Source organism: Micromonospora lutea (assembly GCF_016863535.1).
Classification (GTDB): Bacteria; Actinomycetota; Actinomycetes; order Mycobacteriales; family Micromonosporaceae; genus Micromonospora; species Micromonospora lutea.
Genome location: NZ_BOPB01000007.1, coordinates 194,438 through 214,945, shown reverse-complemented (window position 1 = coordinate 214,945; position 20,508 = coordinate 194,438). Strand labels below are relative to the sequence as shown.

Below are 20,508 nucleotides of genomic sequence, written 5' to 3'. Positions count from 1 at the left end.
CCGGGAACTCGTCCGCAACGGGCGATAGGCTTTCGATCATCATGTGCGGGCAGGAGGCGAGATGACCCCGGACCACGTCGACGTGCTCATCGTCGGCGCGGGCCTCTCCGGCATCGGTGCCGCCTGCCACCTGCGGCGTCGCCACCCGGGCCGGACCTACGCGCTGGTCGAGGCACGCGACGCGATCGGCGGCACCTGGGACCTGTTCCGTTACCCCGGCGTCCGTTCGGACTCCGACATGTTCACCCTCGGCTACTCGTTCGCACCGTGGACCGCCCCGAAGAGCCTTGCCGACGGCGCGACCATCCGCGAGTACCTGCGTCGTACCGCCGACGAACACGACGTCACCCGTCACATCCGCTTCCGACACCGGGTTCAGCGGGCCGAGTGGGACAGCCAGCGGGGCCGCTGGACGGTGCACGTCCGCCGCGAGGACACCGCCGAGACCGTGGTGTTGACCTGCTCCTTCCTGTACGCCTGCACCGGCTACTACCGGTACGAGGCCGGCCACACGCCACACTTCGCCGGCCAGGAGCGGTTCACCGGTCGGATCGTGCACCCGCAGCACTGGCCCGCCGACCTCGACCTCACCGACCGCCGTGTGGTGGTGATCGGCAGCGGTGCCACCGCCGTGACGCTGGTGCCGGCGCTGGCTCGGCAGGCGGCCCGGGTGACCATGCTGCAACGCTCACCCACGTACCTGCTGGCGCTCTCCTCCCGCGACCGGCTCGCCGACGCCCTGCGGCGGCTGCTACCGGCGCGCCTGGCGCACCCGATCGTGCGCGGCAAGAACGTCCTGCTCGCCGCGGCCAACTACCAGCTGAGCCGGCGCGCCCCCGGGCTGGTACGCGGGCTGCTGCGTCGGGACGCGGCCCGCCGGCTACCCGCCGGCTACGACGTCGAACGGCACTTCACCCCTCGCTACGACCCGTGGGACCAGCGGTTGTGCGTGGTTCCCGACGGTGACCTGTTCACGGTGGTGTCCGACGGGCGGGCCGAGGTGGTCACCGACACCGTGGACGCCTTCACCACCGGGGGCATTCGGCTCGCCTCGGGTCGGGAACTGCCCGCCGACGTGGTGGTCACCGCCACCGGGCTGGACCTGCTGGCCCTCGGCGGCATGACCCTGCGGGTGGACGGGGTCGACGTGGACCTACCGGAAACCGTCGCCTACAAGGGAATGATGCTCTCCGGCGTGCCGAACTTCGCCATGACCATCGGCTACACCAACGCCTCCTGGACGCTCAAGGCCGACCTGGTGGCCCGCTACGTGTGCCGGCTGCTGCGCCATCTGGACCGTACCGGCACCCAGATCGTCACCCCGGTGGCCCCGCCGCCGGGCCCGCGTCCACCGCTGATCGGCCTCACCTCCGGGTACGTGCGACGCGGTGTCGGGCGACTGCCCCGGATGGGTACCCGGGGGCCGTGGCGACTGCCCCAGAACTACCTGCGTGACCTGCTGTCCATGCGGTACGGGCGGCTGACCGACGCCAACGTCCGGTTCGACCGGGCCGGCTCACCGCGAAGGAGTCCCGTCGATGCGTAGGTTCACCGTCAGCGGCGGGGTCGCGGTGCTCACCGGGGCGGCCGGTGGCATCGGTGCCGCCCTGGCCCACGGTTTGGCCCGCCGGGGTGCCGCGCTGGTTCTCCTCGACCGGGACGCGTCCGGGCTGGCGGCGGTGGCCGCCGCGCTCCGCGCCGCGTACCCGGGGCAGCAGGTGTGGACCCATCAGGTCGACCTGGCCGACGTGGAGGCCACCGCCGCGCTCGCCGACCGGATCGTCGAGCGGCACCCCCGGATCCGGCTGCTGGTGAACAACGCCGGGGTGGCGTTGGGGGGCCGATTCGACGAGGTGACCCTGGCGGAGTTCAGTTGGGTCGTCGACGTCAACTTCCGGGCCGTGGTGCAGCTGACCCACGCGCTGCTGCCGGCGCTGCGGGCCGAGCCCGGTGCACACCTGGTCACCATCTCCAGCCTGTTCGGGTTGTTCGCCCCGCCCGGTCAGGTCGCCTACGCGGCCAGCAAGTTCGCGGTACGGGGCTTCACCGAAGCGCTGCGGCACGAACTCGCCACCGAGGGCATCGGCGTGACCTGCGTCCATCCCGGTGGCATCCGCACCCGCATCGCCCGTGACGCCCGGGTCGGCAGTGGTGTCGACCGGGTCGAGTACGAGGCGGGCCTGCAGCGGTTCGAGCGGCTGCTCACCATCGACCCGGCCGTTGCCGCGGAGACCATCCTGCGCGGCGTGGCCCGTCGGCGCGGGCGCGTGCTGATCGGCTGGTCGACGCGGCTGCTGGACCTGCTGGCCCGGGTCGCGCCGGCCGGCCACGGCCGTCTCCTGGCCGCCGTCGTGAACCGGGGCGCCGTCCGAGGGCCCACCGCCGGGCGGAGCCGTACGCCGGTCTGAGCGCGGCGGCAGGACCCCGGTGGCCGGCGCTCCGCCAGGGATGGCCGGCGTGCGGAACACCACCGCCGTGACCAGGGACGCGCACCCCGGTGATCGCCCGACCGACCCAGGACCGCATCATAGATACATGACGCATCCCTCCGCGGCCGATCAGATCGCCGCGCCATCGGCCGCCGAGCGCGCCTACCGTCACCTCAAACGCGCCATCCTCGAACAGTTGCATCCCGGAGGGTCGTTGGTCAGCGAGGGAGAGATCGCGGATGCCACCGGGGTCTCCCGCACGCCGGTGCGGGAGGCTCTGCTGCGGCTCGAAGCCGAGGGACTGGTCCGGCTCTTCCCGAAGCGCGGGGCGCTGATCCTGCCCGTCTCGGCCCGCGAGATCGCCGACGTCATCGAGGCCCGCCGGCTGGTCGAGACGCACGCCGCCGCGCAGGTCTGGCCCCGCCGCGCCGAGATCCGCGCCGACCTGGCCGACCTGCTGGCGCAGATGCGCACCGCGCACGCCGCCGGTGACCTGACCGCCCTGATGGCCGCCGACCGGGCGTTCCACGCCACCGTTGTCGACGCCGCCGGCAACCGGATTCTCGCCGAGCTGTACCAGCGGCTGCGGGACCGGCAGCTGCGTATGGGGGAGGCCAGCTTCCGGCTCTCACCGCGCTGGGCGGAGACGGCGCTGACCGAGCACGCAGCCCAACTGGCCGCCCTCGACTCCGACGACCCGCAGCCGTGGATCACCGCCGTGGCCGCGCACATCGACAGTGCGGCGCGCGTGTTCCTGAGTCCGCGGTGAGCCCATCCGCCCTGGCCGAGTCCGCACCGGGCACGACGCGTGGACGCGCGGCGCTGGTCTGGGGCGTGGCGCTGGCCGCGTACGTGGCGGCGGTGTTCCACCGCAGCTCGCTCGGGGTGACCGGAGTGGCCGCCACGGACCGCTTCGAGATCTCCGCCGCCACGCTGGCGATGTTCAGCGTGGCTCAGCTCGCCGTGTACGCGATCATGCAGGTGCCCGTCGGGATGCTGCTGGACCGGTACGGCTCGCGCCGGCTCCTGATCGTCGGTGGCGCGTTGATGGTCGCCGGGCAGCTGACCTTCGCCCTGGTGACCGACGTACGCCTCGCTGTGGCGGCCCGGGTGCTGATCGGCCTCGGCGACGCGATGACCTTCATCAGCGTGCTGCGGCTCGTGGCGTTCTGGTTTCCGGGCCACCGCAATCCGCTGCTCGTGCAACTGACCGGGACGCTCGGGCAGCTCGGCGCGGTCCTCGGCGCCGTGCCGCTGGTGGCGTTGCTGCAGCATGCCGGCTGGACCGCCGCCTTCCTCACCGCCGCTGGACTCGGCGCGGCGGCGGTGCTGGTGGCGCTGGCCGCGGTCCGTGACTATCCACAGGAGCCGGTGGGCGTCACCGCGCCGTCGCCGCCCGCCGGGTACGGTGCGCGGCTCGCCGAGGCGTGGTCGCATCCCGGCACCCGGCTCGGGCTCTGGACGCACTTCGTCACCCAGTTCTCCGGCACCGTCTTCGCGCTGCTGTGGGGTTTCCCGTTCCTGGTGCAGGGCCAGGGGCTCAGTCCCACCGTGGCGGCGTCGCTGCTCACCCTGCTGACCCTCGCGATGCTGCTGACCGGGCCGACGATCGCGCACCTGTGCGCCCGGTACCCGCTGCGTCGGTCCGTGCTGGTGTTCAGCATCACCGGCGCCACGGCCGCGGTCTGGGCGGTGGTGCTCGCCTGGCCCGGTCGTGCTCCGGGCTGGCTGCTGGTCGTGCTGGTGCTGGTGCTGGCCCTCAACGGCCCCGGCTCCATGATCGGCTTCGACTACGCGCGCACCTTCAATCCGGTCAGCCGGATCGGCAGCGCCACCGGCATCGTCAACGTCGGCGGCTTCACCGCGTCGATCATCCTGGTGATCGCCGTCGGCCTGGTGCTCGACCTGGCCACGCCGGCCGGGCGGTCCGCGCCCGACCTGACCGCGTTCCGGTGGGCGTTCGCGGTGCAGTACCTCCTCTGGGCCGTCGGCGTGGCGCAGGTGCTGCGCTGGCGCAACGTGGCCCGTCGGGACCACGGCGGACCCGCCGCGCCCGGTACCGCCCTCGAAGCGGTGCCGATCCGTCGTCCCGGCGGTAGGTTCGCCTGTGAAGGGGAGCGTGGCAGCCGCCGCCGACGTCGCCGTGCGGTGACTGCAGGGCGCGGGTCGGCGCGGAGGAGGACAACGTGAGTCAGCAGGTACGGGGAGTCATCTCCCGCAGCAAGGGCGCACCCGTCGAGGTCACCGACATCGTGGTGCCCGACCCCGGTCCGGGCGAGGCGGTGGTCCGGGTGCAGTCGTGCGGCGTGTGCCACACCGACCTGCACTACCGCGAGGGCGGCATCAACGACGACTACCCGTTCCTGCTCGGCCACGAGGCCGCCGGCATCGTCGAGCAGGTCGGCGAGGGTGTGGACGCCGTCGCACCCGGTGACTTCGTGGTGCTCAACTGGCGCGCCGTCTGCGGGGTGTGCCGGGCCTGCCGTCGGGGCCGCCCGTGGTACTGCTTCGCGACCCACAACGCCACCCGGAAGATGACCCTGACCGACGGCACCGAACTCGCCCCGGCACTGGGCATCGGCGCCTTCGCCGAGAAGACCCTGGTCCACGCCGGCCAGTGCACCAAGGTGGACCCGGCGGCCCGGCCCGCCGCCGTCGGGCTGCTCGGCTGCGGGGTGATGGCGGGCCTCGGCGCGGCGATGAACACCGGCGGGGTGACCCGTGGTGACTCGGTGGCGGTGATCGGCTGCGGTGGCGTCGGCGACGCGGCGGTGGCCGGCGCGGCCCTGGCCGGAGCGACGACGATCATCGCGGTGGACACCGATTCCCGCAAGCTCGACTGGGCCCGCAGGTTCGGCGCCACCCACACCGTCAACGCCTCCGAGGCCGACCCGGTGGCGGAGATCCAGGCCGCCACCGGCGGCTTCGGCGCGGACGTGGTGATCGACGCGGTCGGCCGCCCGGAGACCTGGAAACAGGCCTTCTACGCCCGCGACCTGGCCGGCACCGTCGTGCTGGTGGGCGTACCCACCCCACAGATGCGCGTCGAGCTGCCGCTGCTGGACGTCTTCGGCCGCGGTGGCGCCCTCAAGTCCAGCTGGTACGGCGACTGCCTGCCCAGCCGGGACTTCCCCATGCTCACCGAGTTGTACCTGCAGGGCCGCCTCGACCTGGACGCCTTCGTCACCGAGGAGATCAGCCTGGACGGGGTGGAGGAGGCGTTCGCCCGGATGCATCGCGGTGACGTGCTCCGCTCGGTGGTGGTCTTCTGATGGCCGCCCGCATCGACCACACCGTCACCTCCGGCACCTTCTCCCTGGACGGTCAGACCTTCGACGTCGACAACAACGTGTGGGTGGTCGGTGACGACACCGAGTGCGTCGTGATCGACGCTCCGCACGACGTCAACGCCATCCTCGCGGTGGTGGACGGGCGGCGGGTCACCGCGATCATCGCCACTCACGCCCACGACGACCACGTCCGGGTCGCCCCGCAGCTGGCCCGGGCCACCGGCGCCCCGGTGCTGCTGCACCCCGCCGACCGGGTGCTGTGGGACCTGGTGCACCCCGATGAACCACCGAGCGGCACGCTCGACGACGGCCAGACCATCGAGGTGGGCGGTACCACGCTGATCGTGTTGCACACACCCGGGCACAGCCCCGGCGCGTGCTGCCTGTACGCCCCCGAGCTGGGTGTCGTCTTCACCGGTGACACCCTGTTCGCCGGTGGTCCGGGGGCCACCGGCCGCTCGTACAGCGATTTCGGCACCATCGTCGAGTCGATCCGCGGGCGGCTGCTCACCCTCGCGCCGGACACCGTGGTGCACACCGGGCACGGGGACAGCACCACCATCGGGGCCGAGGCGCCGCAGCTGCCGCAGTGGCTTGCCAGGGGCCACTGAGGCCGCTGCCGGGGACGGCTCGTCCGGTACGCCGAAAACCGGGGTGCAAGGGCGGGCCGGCCCTGGCGAGACTTGCCGGCATGTCCCTCGACCCGACGCTGACCGTCGCCCAACAGGCGGCACTGCGCCACGTACGCACGGTGGCAATGCGCGCACGTCCCGCCGCGCTGGCCACCATCGGGCGTGCGCTGGCCGGCACCGGCGTACGCCTCGAACCGGAGCGGCTCGTCGCGGCGCTCGGCCGACAGGGACGGATCACCCTCAACTTCCACCCGGACCGGCTGCGTGCCGACGGGCGCACGGTCGCCGAGGCGCTCGCCACCGAAGGGATCTACCGCAGCCAGTTCGAGACGCGGATTTCCAATGGTGGTCTCACCGCCTACCCCGGCGGTGACCGGGACCGCTGGGAACAGCGCCTGTTCGGCGGCGCCTACCAGCGACCGGGCGTCGGGCCGGGGGAGCGGCCGAAGTACGGCGGCCTGAACCTGCTCGACCATCCCGACGGTGCCTGCCCCCGGTTCGGCTCCTGCCACCTGCGGCTGCGTCCCGAGGTACTGACCCGGACCACCTTCTGCTTCGGCGACAGCCACCTCGGACCGCGCGACGTGGGCACGGTCGACGTGGTCGAGCCGGTGTTGGCCGCCCTGCTCACCGCGACCGCCGATACCGGTGTGTGTCTGGGCCGTCCCGGTGTGGATCTGGCGACCCTCACCGGTGAGCTGCTGCGCTGTCAGGAGACGCTGGTCGCGTCACCTCGGGCGGCCGGCCGCGCCCTCGACGACTACATCGAGGCGCAGGTGCACGGTGAGATCCGCCTGAGTCGGGACGTCCTGGAACTGGTCGTCGATCCCTCGTTCCGGGGCACCGGCACCGCGGCGAGTCTGAGCGCCGCCGCCGACCGGTTCGGCTTCCCGATCCGCTGGCACGCCGGCTTCGCGCTGCCGGTGGACCGGGTGGATGCCGAGTTCCGTGGCCCGGCGATCCCGACGCTGGCCGCGCGGGTGCACACCGAGTTCGCTCGGGCGGGGGAGCCGGTGCACGCCGCGCTGATCGGGCGGGCTGCGGCGTCGGTGGTGACCGAGCCGGGACGGTGGACCGATCGGGGCCCGTCCACGGACACGTTGCAGCACCTCAAGCAACTCTGGCACGTCCTGGTGCGCTTCGGCCTCCCCTACGAGGTCTGACACCCGCCGTCGGGTTCGTGCCCTGCCGAGCCGTGCGCACCGGTCCGCGACGTGACCTGGGTCGCAGCCCACGGCGGCTGGTTCATTTCCGGAATGGCGGACATGCCAGCCCGGTTGTGTCCCCCATAGCGCCGGCTGGCAAACGGCCCGCGCCTGTCCCCCCGAGAGCGGCTCAACCCCGAGCGGCTCGTACCCGATCGAAAGGGCAACCATCGTGAAGCTGGACTTCACTCGATGGCTCCCGGCCATCGCGACGATCCCGAACCGGAAGACCGCGCTCAGCGTGGTGGGTGTGACGGCCCTCGCCGGACTTGCCTTCGGCCCCACGGCCGTGGCCGCACCGATCACCGCCGGCCCGCACTCCGGCGCGGTCGCGGCGATCGACCGGGCGACCGGGCGCGCCACCGCCGGTGTCACCGTGGAATCCGGGCTGACCACCGCCGGCCGCACCGACAAGCCGGACGCCGGGAAGCCGACCCGCCAGGACCTGATCCCGCACGGCGTGCAGGGCGCCCAGTCGCGCGTACCGCTCGACGACGTCCAGCGCGACAACGCCAAGACCATCATCGAGGTGGCCAAGCGCACCGGTGTCGGTGAGCGGGGTGCGGTGATCGGCATCGCCACCGCGTTGCAGGAGTCGAAGCTCTACAACCTCGGGCACCTGGGGGCGTGGAACGACCACGACTCGCAGGGCCTGTTCCAGCAGCGTCCCTCCACCGGCTGGGGCAGCGTGCAGCAGATCACCGATCCCGAGTACTCCTCGACCGTCTTCTTCGAGGCGCTGAAGAACGTCGGCGGCTGGCGCGATCTGCCGCTGACCACCGCCGCGCAGACGGTGCAGGTGTCGGCCTATCCGTTCCACTACGCGCAGTGGGAGGAGCAGGCGGCGGACATCGTCTCGCAGCTCTGGTGACACCGACGTCAGTGATCCACCGGCCGGCCCCGCTCGTGGGGCCGGCCGCGGTGGTTGCGGACGATGTCGACGCCGGCCGCCACCAGGGCCAGTGTGATGATCGCCGCCGAGGTGAGCAGCGACCGCTCGAACGCCCTTGACCAGGCGTCCGCGCCGTCGCCCAGCGCGGTGAAGAAGACCGCGCCGACCACTGCGATCCCGGCGGCCGAACCGATCCGCTGCCCGGTCTGCAACATGCCGGCACCGCTGCCGGCCTGCGGTACCGGCACCTCCGACAGGGTCAGCGTCTGGTTGGGAGCGATCACCAGACCACTGCCGATGCCGGCGACCAGCAGCGGCAACGCGGTCACCCAGGGCACGGGGGCGTGTGGTACCAGCTCGATGGCCAGCGCGGCGAGGCCCAGACCGCTCACCACCACGACCAGCCCGGTGGCGACCAGGGGGCGGCCGTACCGGTTGACCACCCGCCCCCCGACCGCGGACGCGACGGCCGAGCCGAGCGCGAACGGGGTGATCGCCGCACCGGCGACCAGGGCGCTGTAGCCACGCCCGTTCTGCAGGTAGAGGGTGAAGATGAAGAAGATCGCGGTGAACCCGCCGAAGTAGAGCAGCGCGATCGTCGAGCCGAGGCCGTACGACCGGATACCGAACAGGCGTACGTCGAACAACGGCGGACCGTGCCGGGCGTACCGCCGCTCCCAGCCGACGAAACCGGCGAGGGTCGCCATGCCGGCGGGCACCAGCAGCCACTTCGTCGCGCCGTGCCACTGCTCGCGCTGCACCAGCGGCAGCAGCACCAGCGTCACGCCGATGCCGAGCAGCAGCACCCCGACCGGGTCGAACCGGCGCTGCGAGCCGCGTGGGGTGACCCGACCGGGCAGCAACCGCCAGCCGAGCAGCACCGCGACGATCCCTACCGGCACGTTGACGAAGAAGACCCACCGCCAGCCGTGTTCCGGGCCACCGGCGGCGATCAGCAGACCGCCGAGCAGCGGGCCGATGGCGGTGGAGATGCCGATGGTGGCGCCGAGCCACCCGAAGGGCCGGGCCCGTTCGGGCCCGGCGAACAGCTGCTGGATCAGGCCGGTCACCTGCGGGTTGACCACACCGGCGGCGGCACCCTGGAGCAGCCGGGCGGCGATCAGCCAGCCGGGGGACTGGGCCAGCCCGGCCAGCGCGCTGGTCAGCGTGAACAGGGCGATGCCGAAGACGAACGCGCCGCGTCGCCCCCGCACGTCTCCGTAGCGCCCCGCCGGCACCAGAACCAGTCCGAAGCTCAGGGCGTACCCGGACAGCACCCATTGCAGGTCGCTCGAATCGGCCTGCAGGGCACGCTCCAATGAGGGCAGGGCGACGTTGACGATGCTGATGTCGAGCAGTGTCATGAACGCCGCGACCAACCCGACGCCGAGTGCCTGCCAGCGTCGCCGGTCGTTCACCGCCGCGTCGGACCTCGCCGAACCGCCTGATCCCGCTGATCTCAACCGGCGATCCGGCGCGGTCCCGTCGGGTGGTGCGCGTGGCGACCCGTCATGCCAACTGCTGCGCACAGAAGCGGGGGCCGAAGTCGAGCCCGGCCATCGGCGAATCCTCCCGGTGCAGCAGGTTCTTCTCGGTGAGCAGATGCAGTGGGGTCTGCAGTTGCTCCTCGGTCAGGCCGCACTCCTGGGCGATCATGTCCGGGTACGGGACCTGGCCGCGGGCCTCCAGGGCCGCCACCGCGTCGTACACCCGAGCCTCGATGTCCGACAGCCGCACCTGCTGCATGGTGTCCTCCTCGCGCCTCGTCCGCCTGCGGCAGGCGGTCTGCGGCGGGCGGTTACCCGGCGCGCCGGAAAAGATGCCCGCCCCACGCCTGCCCCGTGGCGCGTCTCCGCTGATCTACCCTGCACCGGTGAACGTCTGGGAACTCATAGTGATCGGCGGTGGTCCCGCCGGGCTCTCCGCCGCTTTCGTCGCCGCGCGGCGAGGAGTACGCACGCTTGTCGTCGAGCGCGCCGCGCATCCCCGGTACAAGACCTGCGGTGGCGGTCTGATCGGCACCTCGCTGGCCGCGCTGGCCGGACGGATCGAGGTACCGGCCCATGACCTGGTGGACCGGATCACCTTCACCCTCGACGGGCGGGGCGGCTTCACTCGCCGCCATGGTGCGGGGCCGCTGGTGAGCATGGTGCGCCGGGGGGAGTTCGACGACCGGCTTCGGGCTGTCGCCGTGGCCGCCGGGGCTGAGCTCCGCGAGCGAGCGACCGTCCGGTCGGTGGAGCAGGGCCCTGACGTCGTGCGCGTGCGACTGGCCGACGGTGAGGTGCTCCTGGCCCGTACCGTCATCGGTGCCGACGGCTCGTCGGGGGTGAGCGCCCGGCACGTGGGGGTGCGTCACCGTCAGGTGGACCTGGGGCTGGAACTGGAGTTGCCGGTACCGCCGCCGGAGCAGGCCCGTTGGCGGGGGCGGGCGCTGCTCGACTGGGGCCCGCTGCCCGGCTCGTACGCCTGGGTTTTTCCGAAGGGTGACCGACTCACCGTCGGCGTGATCGCCGGTCGGGGCGAGGGCGAGCGGACCCGGCGGTACCTGCGGCGGTTCGTCGACCGCCTCGGGCTGGCCCAGGTGGTGCCGACGCACGACTCCGGCCACCTGACCCGCTGCCGGGCCGACGACTCGCCGCTGCGACGTGGTCGGGTGCTGGTTGTCGGTGACGCCGCCGGCCTGCTGGAGCCCTGGACCAGGGAGGGGATCAGCTATGCGTTGCGCTCCGGTGAGCTGGCTGGTGCGGCGGTGGCTGCTGCGGATCTCGCCCGCTACGAACGGTCGGTCACCGAGCGCCTGACCCCGGCCATGCGGGCGGGGCGGCGGCTGCTCGACGTCTTCTCCCAGCGACCCGCGGCCTGCCACGCGTTGCTCGCCACACCGCCGGGCTGGCGGGCGTTCACCCGGTTCTGTCTGGGGCAGGCCGACTTCGACGAGGTGGTCGGGCGGCTGCCGGTCCGGGCCGCGCTGGCGCTGGCGGACCGGCTGCCCGGCCCGAGGGCGGCGTCGCTGGTGCGCGTGTCCGACTGATCGTCGGTCCGCCCGTACCTGATCCAGTTGTCCAGGATCCTAGGATGCCTTACGCGCGGTGACCTGCACACCATGCCCACCGCCAGTGTTTCCACCTGCGTCCTCCGGGTAGGGGCTTGCGGGACCGCAATCCCGCGACCCCGGGCGAGGAGACGTTCGTGAGCGAGACGCAGCACACCCAGCAGGACCCGACCGAGCAGTACGGCCAGCAGTCGGGGCAGCCGAACCAGCAGCAGAGCCCACCGGGCCGGACCAGCGAGATGTCACCGAAGCCGGATCACGGCGAGGATTCGTACCGGGGGACCGGCAAGCTCGACGGCAAGAAGGCGTTGATCACCGGAGGTGACTCGGGCATCGGCCGGGCGGTCGCCATCGCGTACGCCCGGGAGGGCGCCGACGTCCTCATCTCCTACCTCGGAGAAGAGGAGGACGCGGACGCGCGGGAGACGGTACGACTCATCGAGGCGGCCGGTCGAAAGGGTGTCGCGGTCCGAGGTGACATCGCCGACGAGCGCAACTGCGAGGTGTTGATCGAACGAACGGTGAGTGACCTGGGTGGCATCGACATCCTGGTGAACAACGCGGCGTACCAGATGGCGCAGGACAAGGGCATCGCCGGGATCAGCACAGAGCAGTTCGATCGGGTTTTCAAGACCAACCTGTACGCGATGTTCTGGTTGTGCAAGGCGGCGTTGCCGCATCTGGGTGAGGGGTCCACGATCATCAACACCTCCTCGATCCAGGCCTTCGACCCGTCACCGCAGTTGCTCGACTACGCCACCACCAAGGCGGGGATCGCGAACTTCACCAAGGCGCTCGCCGCCGACCTGGTCGATCGGGGGATCCGGGTCAACGCGGTGGCGCCGGGGCCGATCTGGACTCCGCTGATCCCGGCGACGATGCCGGAGGAGAAGGTCGAACAGTTCGGCACCGACACCCCGGTCGGCCGGCCCGGTCAGCCTGCGGAGTTGGCGCCCGCGTACGTCTTCTTCGCCTCGCAGGAGTCGAGCTTCATCACCGGTGAGGTCCTGGGCGTCACCGGCGGCCGTTTCACCAAGTGACGGGCGGGCCGTCCCCGTCGACGCTGCGGCCCCGCTGACCCGGTGCGGGTCGGCGGGGCCGGGTCAGCGGGGCCAGTCGGCCAGCTGCCGCCGGACCTGGCCGATGTCGGCGGGACCGAGGCCGTAGCGGGTGAACCGGCGGTCCGGGATCCGGTCGAGGTACCGGCCGGCGGCGCGCACGTCCTCGTCGTCGAGCGCGGGATCCAGCTGCCGGGCGAGTTCCAGCAGTTCCGCCACGGACCGGTGCTCCAGGGCGGAGGCCACGTCGATGTAGTCGCGCACCTCGCGTCGGTTGATCAGGGCGGCGGTCTTGTTGGCGATGAGGTCTCGCACGTCCATGACCGGTCCGAGGTCCATCACCACCGGGCTGCGGTGCCGGTCGAGGCGGGCCAGGCTGAGGCGGATCTGCCGGTTGTCCCGGGTGACCACGAAGTCCCGCAGATCCCGGTCGAAGCCGTCGAAGAGGTCACCGAGTTCGCTGTCCGGGTCGGCGTCGGCCACCTCGAACCCGGCGATCTCCAGTGCGGCCCGCACGTCCGCGGCTGCCGCGGCGGCGGCGCCCTCCACATCGGCGAAGAGGTCGACGTCCTCGGTGGGGCGGGTGACCAGTCCGTGCGCGGCCCAGGCCACCCCGCCGCCGAGGACGAAGCGGTACGGCCCGGCGACGGTCAACGCGATCCGGGCGACCTCGCGGTAGAACTCGTGTGGGTGCGCGGTGGGGGATGCCCCGGTCACGCCGACCGGAGGCCCTGGTGTCGGCTTTCCCACGCCTGCCGTACGCCTCGGGGCAGGTTGAGAAGTTTCCACACCCGGCGCAGTGTCCGCCCGTTGACCAGCCGGCGCAGGTCGTCGACGTGCGCGGTCTCGCGCAGCACGTTCTCGTACAGCCAGAGCAACTGGTCGGGGTCGGCGAGGTCGAACGCGCGGTCGGCGCACCACATCAGCCGCACCGGCAGCTCCACCACCCCTCGGGTGGGCCCACGCAGTTCGGCGAGTGTCCGGGCCACCACGGCGGGACGGCCGGGTCGCGCCAGGTGCGCCACGGTCGCGGTGGGGGAGACGGCCTGCATGCTGTCAGGGTAACCCCAGATCGGGTCGGCTCGTGCCGATGATCTGACGCTGGTGGGGTGTGGCCCGCCGTGCCCGGTTCCGGGCGGTCAGGCTTGATCCCTGCGCGGGGCACGGCGGGCCACACCCTCGTCGTGGGCGGAGACGGTCCGGATGTGCCGGGTGTCCGGTTTTCCGGACCCGGTGGCGGGTGGCCGGGTGGAATCATCGGCCGGGGGTCGGTGTTGTAACGGGTGGCTGACCAAGGAGCACACCGACGCCGCGGGCGACGGGATCCGGGAATGACCCGCCCCGGTCAGTCGTTACACATGGTCCCGGCACGTGAAGTGGCCCCGCCCCACGCGCCCTCCCGGCCCACCCCCCTCCGGCCGGATCACACCACTCTTCTCCGCCGTCTTGCGACGTCGCCCGTCACCCCCGCACAAGGCGACGTCTCACCCCCGAACGCGAAGGAGTTCCCCCATGAACACCATGCTGCGCAAGAGCATCATCGGAATCGCCGGACTCACCGCCGCCGCCGGCCTCGCCGCCGGCCCCCTCAACCACGCCACCACCCCGGCCACCCCGACCGCGCCCATCGCCGCCGTCCAGGCCGACAAGCCGGACACCGCCACCCTGCTGCCGCACGGCACCCCGGCGGGTCAGTCGACGATCGAGTTGACTGACGAGCAGGTGGCGAACACGAAGGCGATCATCGCGGCGACGAAGAAGGCCGGGATGGACGAGCGGGCCGCCGTGGTCGCCATCGCCACCGCGCTGCAGGAGTCGAAGTTGGAGAACCTGGGTCACCTGGGTGACCGCAACGACCACGACTCGCAGGGCCTGTTCCAGCAGCGCCCGTCCAGTGGTTGGGGCACGGTCGAGCAGATCACCGACCCCGAGTACTCGACCCTGGCGTTCCTCAAGGGCCTCAAGCAGGTTGACGGTTGGCAGGACATGCCGCTGACCAAGGCCGCCCAGACCGTGCAGGTCTCGGCGTACCCGGACCACTACGCCCAGTGGGAACAGCTCGCCGCCGACCTGGTCGCCGAGCACTGGAACGCCTGACCCACAAACAAGACCGCTGGCCGGCACCCGAACCCGGGTGCCGGCCAGCGGCGTCTGACGGCCCGCGCCGGCCCGGGTGTAATACGCCGCGCCCCGGTTGCGGTCCCGGCCAGATGGGGGCCACGTTCCGCCTACCTGCCGTTGTGGCGTGGGTTGTGGCGTGGGTCACGGCATGGGTAGGAAGAAGAAGAGCGGGTAACCTGTTGACTCGGGTGTCGGTGTGTTTCAGTGTCCCCGGGCCTCACCTAAATTGCCTTCGCGGAATACCGTTCGGCTGGAGCCGCGTCGCGCCACTCGCCGAGAGGCGACCTGCACACCGGCACCTTCGTCGCCCCCGGCCCGATCTCGGGCCGGGGGCGACGTCGTGCTGTGGTTCCGGTAGGAGGGTCGCCGATCCGGTCGCACTGTCCTAAGGTCGAACCGGAGGTGTCGAGCGTGGGACTGCGGGACAGGTTGCTGGGTTGGCCGGTCTACCGGCAGCTCACCGGCACCGACCCCCTGGGCCGGGGTGCGGCGGCACGTTCGCCCCGCAGCGCCGCACTGACCCCCCGTACCGAGGACGCCGACCGGGTCGCCCGGTCCGTCTGCCCGTACTGCGCTGTGGGCTGTGGGCAGCGGGTCTTCGTCACCGACGGCCAGGTCACGCAGATCGAGGGCGATCCGGACAGCCCCATCTCGCGAGGTCGGCTCTGCCCGAAGGGCACCGCCAGTCGAAGCCTGATCACCAGTCCGCTGCGCCAGACCACGGTGCGCTACCGGCGGCCGTACGGCACCGAGTGGGAGGACCTGGACCTCGACACCGCGCTCGACATGATCGCCGACCGGGTGCTCGCGGCTCGCGAGCAGACGTGGGAGGACGTCGACGCCGAGGGTCGGCCGCTGAACCGTACGTTGGGGATCGCCAGCCTGGGCGGGGCCACCCTGGACAATGAGGAGAACTACCTCATCAAGAAGCTGTTCACCGCGATGGGGGCGCTTCAGATCGAGAACCAGGCCCGTATTTGACACTCCGCCACCGTCCCCGGTCTGGGGGCCAGCTTCGGTCGCGGTGGCGCGACGGACTTTCAGCAGGACGTGGCGAACGCCGACGTCATCGTCATCCAGGGTTCCAACATGGCCGAGGCCCATCCGGTGGGCTTCCAGTGGGTGATGGAGGCGAAACGGCGCGGGGCCAAGGTCTTCCACATCGACCCGCGCTTCACGCGTACCAGTGCCGTCGCTGACGCGTACCTGCCGATCCGGGCGGGCACCGACATCGCGCTGCTGGGCGCGGTGGTGAACTACATCCTCAGCAACGAGTTGGATTTCCGGGAGTACGTGCTGGCGTACACCAATGCGGCGACGATCGTCAGTGACGACTTCGTCGACGCCGAGGACGCCGACGGGATCTTCTCCGGCTTCGACCCCGCGACCGCCAGCTACGTGCAGGACAGCTGGCAGTACGCGGGCCACGAGCGGGACTCCGGCAGTGGCCTGACGGCCGGGGAGCGGGAGACCGCGGCCGGTCTGCGCCACGAGTCGCACGGTGCGCCGGTCGCCCACCAGGTGCGGCGGGACGAGACGTTGCAGCATCCGCGCTGCGTGTACCAGATCCTCAAGCGGCACTTCGCCCGCTACACCCCGGAGATGGTGGAACGGGTCTGTGGTGTGCCCCGGGAGAAGTTCCTGGAGTTGGCCCGTGCCTGGACGCAGAACTCCGGGCGGGAACGCACCGGCTGCCTGATCTACTCGGTCGGTTGGACCCAGCACACGGTCGGGGTGCAGTACATCCGCACCGGGGCGATCATCCAACTGCTGCTGGGCAACATGGGTCGGCCCGGTGGTGGGGTGCTGGCGTTGCGCGGGCACGCCAGCATTCAGGGCTCCACCGACATTCCGACCCTGTTCAACTTGCTGCCGGGCTATCTGCCGATGCCGCACCACGCCCGGCATCCCGACTTCGACGCCTGGGTGGACAGCATCCGGCATCCGGGCCAGAAGGGCTTCTGGGGCGACGCCCGCGCCTACGCCGCCAGCCTGCTGAAGGCGTACTGGGGTGACGCGGCGACGGAGGAGAACGACTTCTGCTACGGCCACCTGCCCCGGTTGACCGGTGATCACGGCACGTACCAGCAGGTGCTGAACATGATCGACGGCAAGGTGAAGGGTTACTTCCTGCTCGGCCAGAACCCGGCGGTCGGCTCGGCGCACGGTCGGGCGCAGCGGCTGGGCATGGCCAACCTCGACTGGCTGGTCGTCCGCGACCTGTTCATGATCGAAAGCGCGACGTTCTGGCAGCGTGGTCCCGAGGTCGCCACCGGGGAGATCGTGCCGCAGGAGTGCGCCACCGAGGTGTTCTTCCTGCCGGCCGCGTCCCATGTGGAGAAGGAGGGCACCTTCACCCAGACCCAGCGGCTGCTGCAGTGGCGGGAGAAGGCCGTGGATCCGCCCGGCGACGCCCGTTCCGAACTGTGGTTCTTCTACCACCTCGGGCGCAGGCTGCGGCAGAAGTTGGCCGGCTCGACCCTGCCGCGTGACCGCGCGCTGCTCGACCTGACCTGGGACTATCCCACGCACGGCCGGCACGACGAGCCGGACGCCGAGGCGGTGCTGCGGGAAATCAACGGGTACGACACGACCACCGGCCGCCCGTTGTCGGCGTTCACCGAGGCCCGCGACGACGGGACGACCGCCGTCGGCTGTTGGATCTACACCGGGGTGTACGCCGACGGGGTGAATCAGGCGGCCCGGCGTCGGCCGGGGCACGAGCAGGACTGGGTGGCCGCCGAGTGGGGCTGGGCGTGGCCGGCGAACCGGCGGCTGCTCTACAACCGGGCGTCCGCCGACCCGCAGGGCCGCCCGTGGAGCGAGCGGAAGCGGTACGTCTGGTGGGACGCCGACCTCGGGCGGTGGACCGGCCACGATGTGCCGGACTTCGAGCTGACGAAACCGCCGTCGTACCGGCCACCGGAGGGTGCCACCGGGCCGGCGGCGCTGGCCGGTGACGACCCGTTCGTCATGCAGGCCGACGGCAAGGGCTGGTTGTACGCGCCGAGTGGGGTGTTGGACGGGCCACTGCCGACGCACTACGAGCCGGCCGAGTCGCCGGTGCGCAACCCGCTCTACGGCCAGCAGGCCAATCCGACCCGCAAGATGTACGACCATCCGGTGAACTCGACGAACCCGAGCCCACCGCAGCAGCACGATCAGGTCTTTCCGTACGTGTTCACGGTCAGCCGGCTCACCGAGCATCACACGGCGGGCGGGATGAGCCGTACCGTCGCCCCGTTGGCGGAGCTTCAACCGGAGATGTTCGTGGAGGTCTCTCCGGAGTTGGCGGAACTGGTCGGGCTGACCCATCTCGGTTGGGCGCACCTGATCAGCGCCCGCGCGGCGATCGAGGCCAGGGTGCTGGTCACCGATCGGCTGGTGCCGCTGTCGGTGGACGGTCGGGTGATCCACCAGGTGTGGCTGCCGTACCACTTCGGCTTCGAGGGTCTGGTCACCGGTGACTCGGCCAACGACCTGTTCGGCATCACCCTGGACCCGAACGTGCTGATCCAGGAGAGCAAGATCGGTACCTGTGACGTGCGGCCGGGTCGGCGGCCCACCGGGGTGGCGCTGGGTGAACTCGTGCAGGATTACCGCACCAGAGCCGGCATCGTGCCGGGTGTCCTGCCGCCGGCGGTCACTCCCGGCGTGCCGGTTGAGCCGTCCGGGTCCACCGGTGACGCAGAGGGGAACCGCTGATGGTCGATTCGCCTGGCCGGCCCGCCGCATCGGTGTCGGCGGTGTCGGCGGCTGATCCGGCGACCTCGGCCGGCTGGGTCGACGCACCGCCGAGAATGGGCTTCTTCACCGACACCAGCGTCTGCATCGGCTGCAAGGCGTGCGAGGTGGCCTGCAAGGAGTGGAACGGGGTCCCCACCTCCGGGTTGGACCTGCTGGGCATGTCCTACGACAACACCGGCGCGTTGACGGCGAACTCGTGGCGGCATGTCGCCTTCGTCGAACAGCACCGGCCCGACGGTCACGGCACTCCGCCGGCGGGCGGGAACCCGACCGACGCGTCGGCCAGCGCGGCCTCCGCCGCCCGGTCGGCCGGCTCCACCAACCCGACCGGGACCGAGCCGGGTGTGTTGCCGGGTGAACCGGCTGCCGCTGCCCGGATGACCGAGTTCCTCGGCATGCCGGCGTCCGGGCCGCCGGGACGTACCGGCAGTGCACAGGGGCGCAGTGACTTCCGCTGGCTGATGATGTCGGACGTGTGCAAGCACTGCACCCGGGCCGGTTGTCTCGACGTGTGCCCGACCGGGGCGTTGTTCCGCACCGAGTTCGGCACGGTGGTGGTGCAGGAGGACATCTGCAACGGGTGCGGTTACTGCGTGTCGGCCTGTCCGTACGGGGTGATCGACCGGCGGGTGGATGACGGGCGGGTGTGGAAGTGCACGCTCTGCTACGACCGGATCGGCGCGGGGCTGACTCCGGCGTGCGCGCAGGCGTGCCCGACCGAGTCCATCCAGTACGGCCCCCTTGACGAGTTGCGGGAGCGGGCCGCCGCGCGGGTGGCCACGTTGCGGGAGCGCGGGGAGCCGCAGGCACGGCTGTACGGCCACGACCCGCACGACGGCGTCGGCGGCGATGGCGCGTTCTTCCTGCTGCTCGACGAGCCGGAGGTGTACGGCCTGCCACCGGACCCGCAGGTCACCACCCGGGACCTGCCGGCGATGTGGCGCCGGGCGGGGCTGGCCGCGCTGGCCATGACGGCGGCGGCGGTCGGCGCGTTCCTCGGCGGTCGGCGGTGAACCCGGATCGACCGGCCGTCGGCGACCGGTTCCGTCGCTTCCGGGCGGGCCGTCGCGGCGGTGAGGAGTTGACCGTGCCGCCGGCGAAGTTCACCTCCTACTACGGTCGGCCGATTCTGAAGCCGCCGGTGTGGACGTGGGAGATCGCCGCCTACCTGTTCACCGGCGGGGTGGCCGCCGGTTCGTCGCTGCTCGCGGCGGGCGGGCAGCTCACCGGGCGCGCCGAGGTCCGCCGTGCCGGTCGGTTCACCGCGCTGGCCGCGGTCACCGCCAGCGCCGGCCTGCTGGTCAAGGACCTGGGTCGGCCGGAACGGTTCCACCACATGTTGCGGGTGGCCAAGCCGACCTCGCCGATGTCGGTGGGCACCTGGATCCTCACCGCGTACGGTCCGGCCGCCGGGTTGGCCGCGGTCGCCGAGGCGGCGCCGCTGCTACCCACGCGGGGGCCGCTCGGGGTGGCCCGGCGGGTGTTGCCGCCGGTGGGGAGCGCCGCCGGGTTGGCCGCCGCGGTGGCTGCGCCGGCTCTGGGCACGTACACGGCGGTGCTGCTGGCCGACACGGCCGTGCCGTCCTGGCACGAGGCGTACGCCGATCTGCCGTTCGTCTTCGCGGGCAGCGCGTTGGCCAGCGGGGCGGGAGTGGGTCTGCTCGCCGTGTCCCCGTCGGAGGCGGGTCCGGCGCGGCGGTTGGCGGTGGCCGGTGCCGGGCTGGAACTTCTCGGCGCGCACCGGGTGGAGAATCGTCTCGGCCTGCTCAGCGAGCCCTATCGGACGGGTCGGGCCGGTCGTCTGCTACGCGCCGGGCGGGCACTGACCGTCGCCGGGGTGGCCGGGGCGCTGCTGGGTCGGCGGAGCCGACTGGTGTCGGCGGTCTCCGGTGCCGCGTTGCTGGCCGCGTCGGTGGCGACCCGGTTCGGGGTTTTCCACGCCGGTGTCGCCTCGGCCCGCGATCCGAAGTACACGGTGGTGCCGCAGCGGGCACGTCTCGACCGGCGAGCGGCCGAATCCGACCGGTAGCCGTGGTGCCGACTCGGCCGCACACCCGCCGTCGAGCTGTGATCCAATGG

General features: G+C 71.8%; 17 protein-coding genes and 1 pseudogene. 14 read left to right on the top strand and 4 right to left on the bottom strand.

Features of this window, described 5'->3' with window-relative positions:
• The first annotated feature begins 61 nt into the window (after positions 1–61).
• The 8 genes from Vlu01_RS07795 to Vlu01_RS07760 all read left to right on the top strand — a co-directional run bounded on the left by Vlu01_RS07795 (position 62) and on the right by Vlu01_RS07760 (position 8,427).
• On the top strand, positions 62–1,546 hold the full coding sequence (locus Vlu01_RS07795) for a flavin-containing monooxygenase (protein ID WP_203995929.1): 1,485 nt from the start codon (positions 62–64) through the stop codon (positions 1,544–1,546).
• A complete protein-coding gene (locus tag Vlu01_RS07790; protein WP_203995927.1) occupies positions 1,539–2,408 on the top strand; it encodes an SDR family NAD(P)-dependent oxidoreductase in 870 nt (289 codons plus the stop codon). Before Vlu01_RS07795 ends, Vlu01_RS07790 begins: the two co-directional genes overlap by 8 nt.
• 127 nt (positions 2,409–2,535) lie before the next feature.
• Positions 2,536–3,198 (top strand): GntR family transcriptional regulator, encoded by a 663-nt coding sequence (locus tag Vlu01_RS07785; protein WP_203995926.1) that lies wholly within the window; start codon positions 2,536–2,538, stop codon positions 3,196–3,198.
• A complete protein-coding gene (locus Vlu01_RS07780; RefSeq protein WP_203995924.1) occupies positions 3,195–4,619 on the top strand; it encodes an MFS transporter in 1,425 nt (474 codons plus the stop codon). The genes Vlu01_RS07785 and Vlu01_RS07780 overlap by 4 nt, the downstream gene beginning before the upstream one ends.
• Positions 4,616–5,701, top strand: a complete 1,086-nt coding sequence (locus Vlu01_RS07775) for an S-(hydroxymethyl)mycothiol dehydrogenase (protein WP_203995923.1) — start codon at positions 4,616–4,618, stop codon at positions 5,699–5,701. The genes Vlu01_RS07780 and Vlu01_RS07775 overlap by 4 nt, the downstream gene beginning before the upstream one ends.
• Positions 5,701–6,330: an MBL fold metallo-hydrolase gene (locus tag Vlu01_RS07770; RefSeq protein WP_203995920.1), complete on the top strand. Its 630-nt coding sequence runs from the start codon at positions 5,701–5,703 to the stop codon at positions 6,328–6,330. Before Vlu01_RS07775 ends, Vlu01_RS07770 begins: the two co-directional genes overlap by 1 nt.
• Positions 6,331–6,410: 80 nt before the next feature.
• On the top strand, positions 6,411–7,514 hold the full coding sequence (locus tag Vlu01_RS07765; RefSeq protein ID WP_203995918.1) for a DUF3626 domain-containing protein: 1,104 nt from the start codon (positions 6,411–6,413) through the stop codon (positions 7,512–7,514).
• Positions 7,515–7,728: 214 nt separating this feature from the next.
• Complete coding sequence (locus tag Vlu01_RS07760; protein ID WP_203995916.1) at positions 7,729–8,427, top strand: hypothetical protein; 699 nt, start codon at positions 7,729–7,731, stop codon at positions 8,425–8,427.
• Between the two features lie 8 nt (positions 8,428–8,435).
• On the opposite strand, the gene Vlu01_RS07755 is transcribed toward Vlu01_RS07760, so the two are convergent.
• Positions 8,436–9,911: an MFS transporter gene (locus Vlu01_RS07755; protein WP_373307306.1), complete on the bottom strand. Its 1,476-nt coding sequence runs from the start codon at positions 9,909–9,911 to the stop codon at positions 8,436–8,438.
• Positions 9,912–9,957: 46 nt separating this feature from the next.
• Complete coding sequence (locus Vlu01_RS07750; protein WP_155222099.1) at positions 9,958–10,194, bottom strand: hypothetical protein; 237 nt, start codon at positions 10,192–10,194, stop codon at positions 9,958–9,960.
• 127 nt (positions 10,195–10,321) lie between these two features.
• Between Vlu01_RS07750 and Vlu01_RS07745 the strand changes: the two genes are divergently transcribed.
• Entirely contained in the window at positions 10,322–11,482 is a 1,161-nt protein-coding gene (locus tag Vlu01_RS07745) for a geranylgeranyl reductase family protein (protein ID WP_203995914.1), read from the top strand.
• Between the two features lie 158 nt (positions 11,483–11,640).
• On the top strand, positions 11,641–12,543 hold the full coding sequence (locus Vlu01_RS07740) for an SDR family oxidoreductase (RefSeq protein WP_203995912.1): 903 nt from the start codon (positions 11,641–11,643) through the stop codon (positions 12,541–12,543).
• Between the two features lie 63 nt (positions 12,544–12,606).
• Here the strand turns inward: Vlu01_RS07740 and Vlu01_RS07735 are convergent, their stop codons facing one another.
• Together Vlu01_RS07735 and Vlu01_RS07730 are read right to left on the bottom strand one after the other, a co-directional pair.
• On the bottom strand, positions 12,607–13,278 hold the full coding sequence (locus tag Vlu01_RS07735) for a nucleotidyl transferase AbiEii/AbiGii toxin family protein (protein ID WP_239095766.1): 672 nt from the start codon (positions 13,276–13,278) through the stop codon (positions 12,607–12,609).
• On the bottom strand, positions 13,275–13,613 hold the full coding sequence (locus Vlu01_RS07730) for a hypothetical protein (protein ID WP_203995909.1): 339 nt from the start codon (positions 13,611–13,613) through the stop codon (positions 13,275–13,277). Before Vlu01_RS07730 ends, Vlu01_RS07735 begins: the two co-directional genes overlap by 4 nt.
• 460 nt (positions 13,614–14,073) lie before the next feature.
• Between Vlu01_RS07730 and Vlu01_RS07725 the strand changes: the two genes are divergently transcribed.
• The 4 genes and pseudogenes from Vlu01_RS07725 to nrfD all read left to right on the top strand — a co-directional run bounded on the left by Vlu01_RS07725 (position 14,074) and on the right by nrfD (position 20,458).
• On the top strand, positions 14,074–14,658 hold the full coding sequence (locus tag Vlu01_RS07725; RefSeq protein WP_203995908.1) for a hypothetical protein: 585 nt from the start codon (positions 14,074–14,076) through the stop codon (positions 14,656–14,658).
• Between the two features lie 435 nt (positions 14,659–15,093).
• Positions 15,094–18,330 (top strand): annotated as a pseudogene (gene fdh, locus Vlu01_RS07715) (formate dehydrogenase); the annotation flags it as partial.
• Positions 18,331–18,386: 56 nt separating this feature from the next.
• Complete coding sequence (locus Vlu01_RS07710; protein ID WP_203995898.1) at positions 18,387–19,442, top strand: 4Fe-4S dicluster domain-containing protein; 1,056 nt, start codon at positions 18,387–18,389, stop codon at positions 19,440–19,442.
• On the top strand, positions 19,439–20,458 hold the full coding sequence (gene nrfD, locus Vlu01_RS07705) for an NrfD/PsrC family molybdoenzyme membrane anchor subunit (protein ID WP_203995895.1): 1,020 nt from the start codon (positions 19,439–19,441) through the stop codon (positions 20,456–20,458). The genes Vlu01_RS07710 and nrfD overlap by 4 nt, the downstream gene beginning before the upstream one ends.
• Positions 20,459–20,508 lie beyond the last annotated feature (50 nt).

What these genes read in the sequence shown, in the direction of transcription:
- Vlu01_RS07795 (WP_203995929.1), top strand. Translation starts at nt 62, where the DNA reads ATGACCCCGGACCACGTCGACGTGCTCATCGTCGGCGCGGGCCTCTCC.
- Vlu01_RS07790 (WP_203995927.1), top strand. Translation starts at nt 1,539, where the DNA reads ATGCGTAGGTTCACCGTCAGCGGCGGGGTCGCGGTGCTCACCGGGGCG.
- Vlu01_RS07785 (WP_203995926.1), top strand. Translation starts at nt 2,536, where the DNA reads ATGACGCATCCCTCCGCGGCCGATCAGATCGCCGCGCCATCGGCCGCC.
- Vlu01_RS07770 (WP_203995920.1), top strand. Translation starts at nt 5,701, where the DNA reads ATGGCCGCCCGCATCGACCACACCGTCACCTCCGGCACCTTCTCCCTG.
- Vlu01_RS07765 (WP_203995918.1), top strand. Translation starts at nt 6,411, where the DNA reads ATGTCCCTCGACCCGACGCTGACCGTCGCCCAACAGGCGGCACTGCGC.
- Vlu01_RS07750 (WP_155222099.1), bottom strand. Translation starts at nt 10,194, where the DNA reads ATGCAGCAGGTGCGGCTGTCGGACATCGAGGCTCGGGTGTACGACGCG.
- Vlu01_RS07730 (WP_203995909.1), bottom strand. Translation starts at nt 13,613, where the DNA reads ATGCAGGCCGTCTCCCCCACCGCGACCGTGGCGCACCTGGCGCGACCC.
- Vlu01_RS07725 (WP_203995908.1), top strand. Translation starts at nt 14,074, where the DNA reads ATGAACACCATGCTGCGCAAGAGCATCATCGGAATCGCCGGACTCACC.
- Vlu01_RS07710 (WP_203995898.1), top strand. Translation starts at nt 18,387, where the DNA reads ATGGTCGATTCGCCTGGCCGGCCCGCCGCATCGGTGTCGGCGGTGTCG.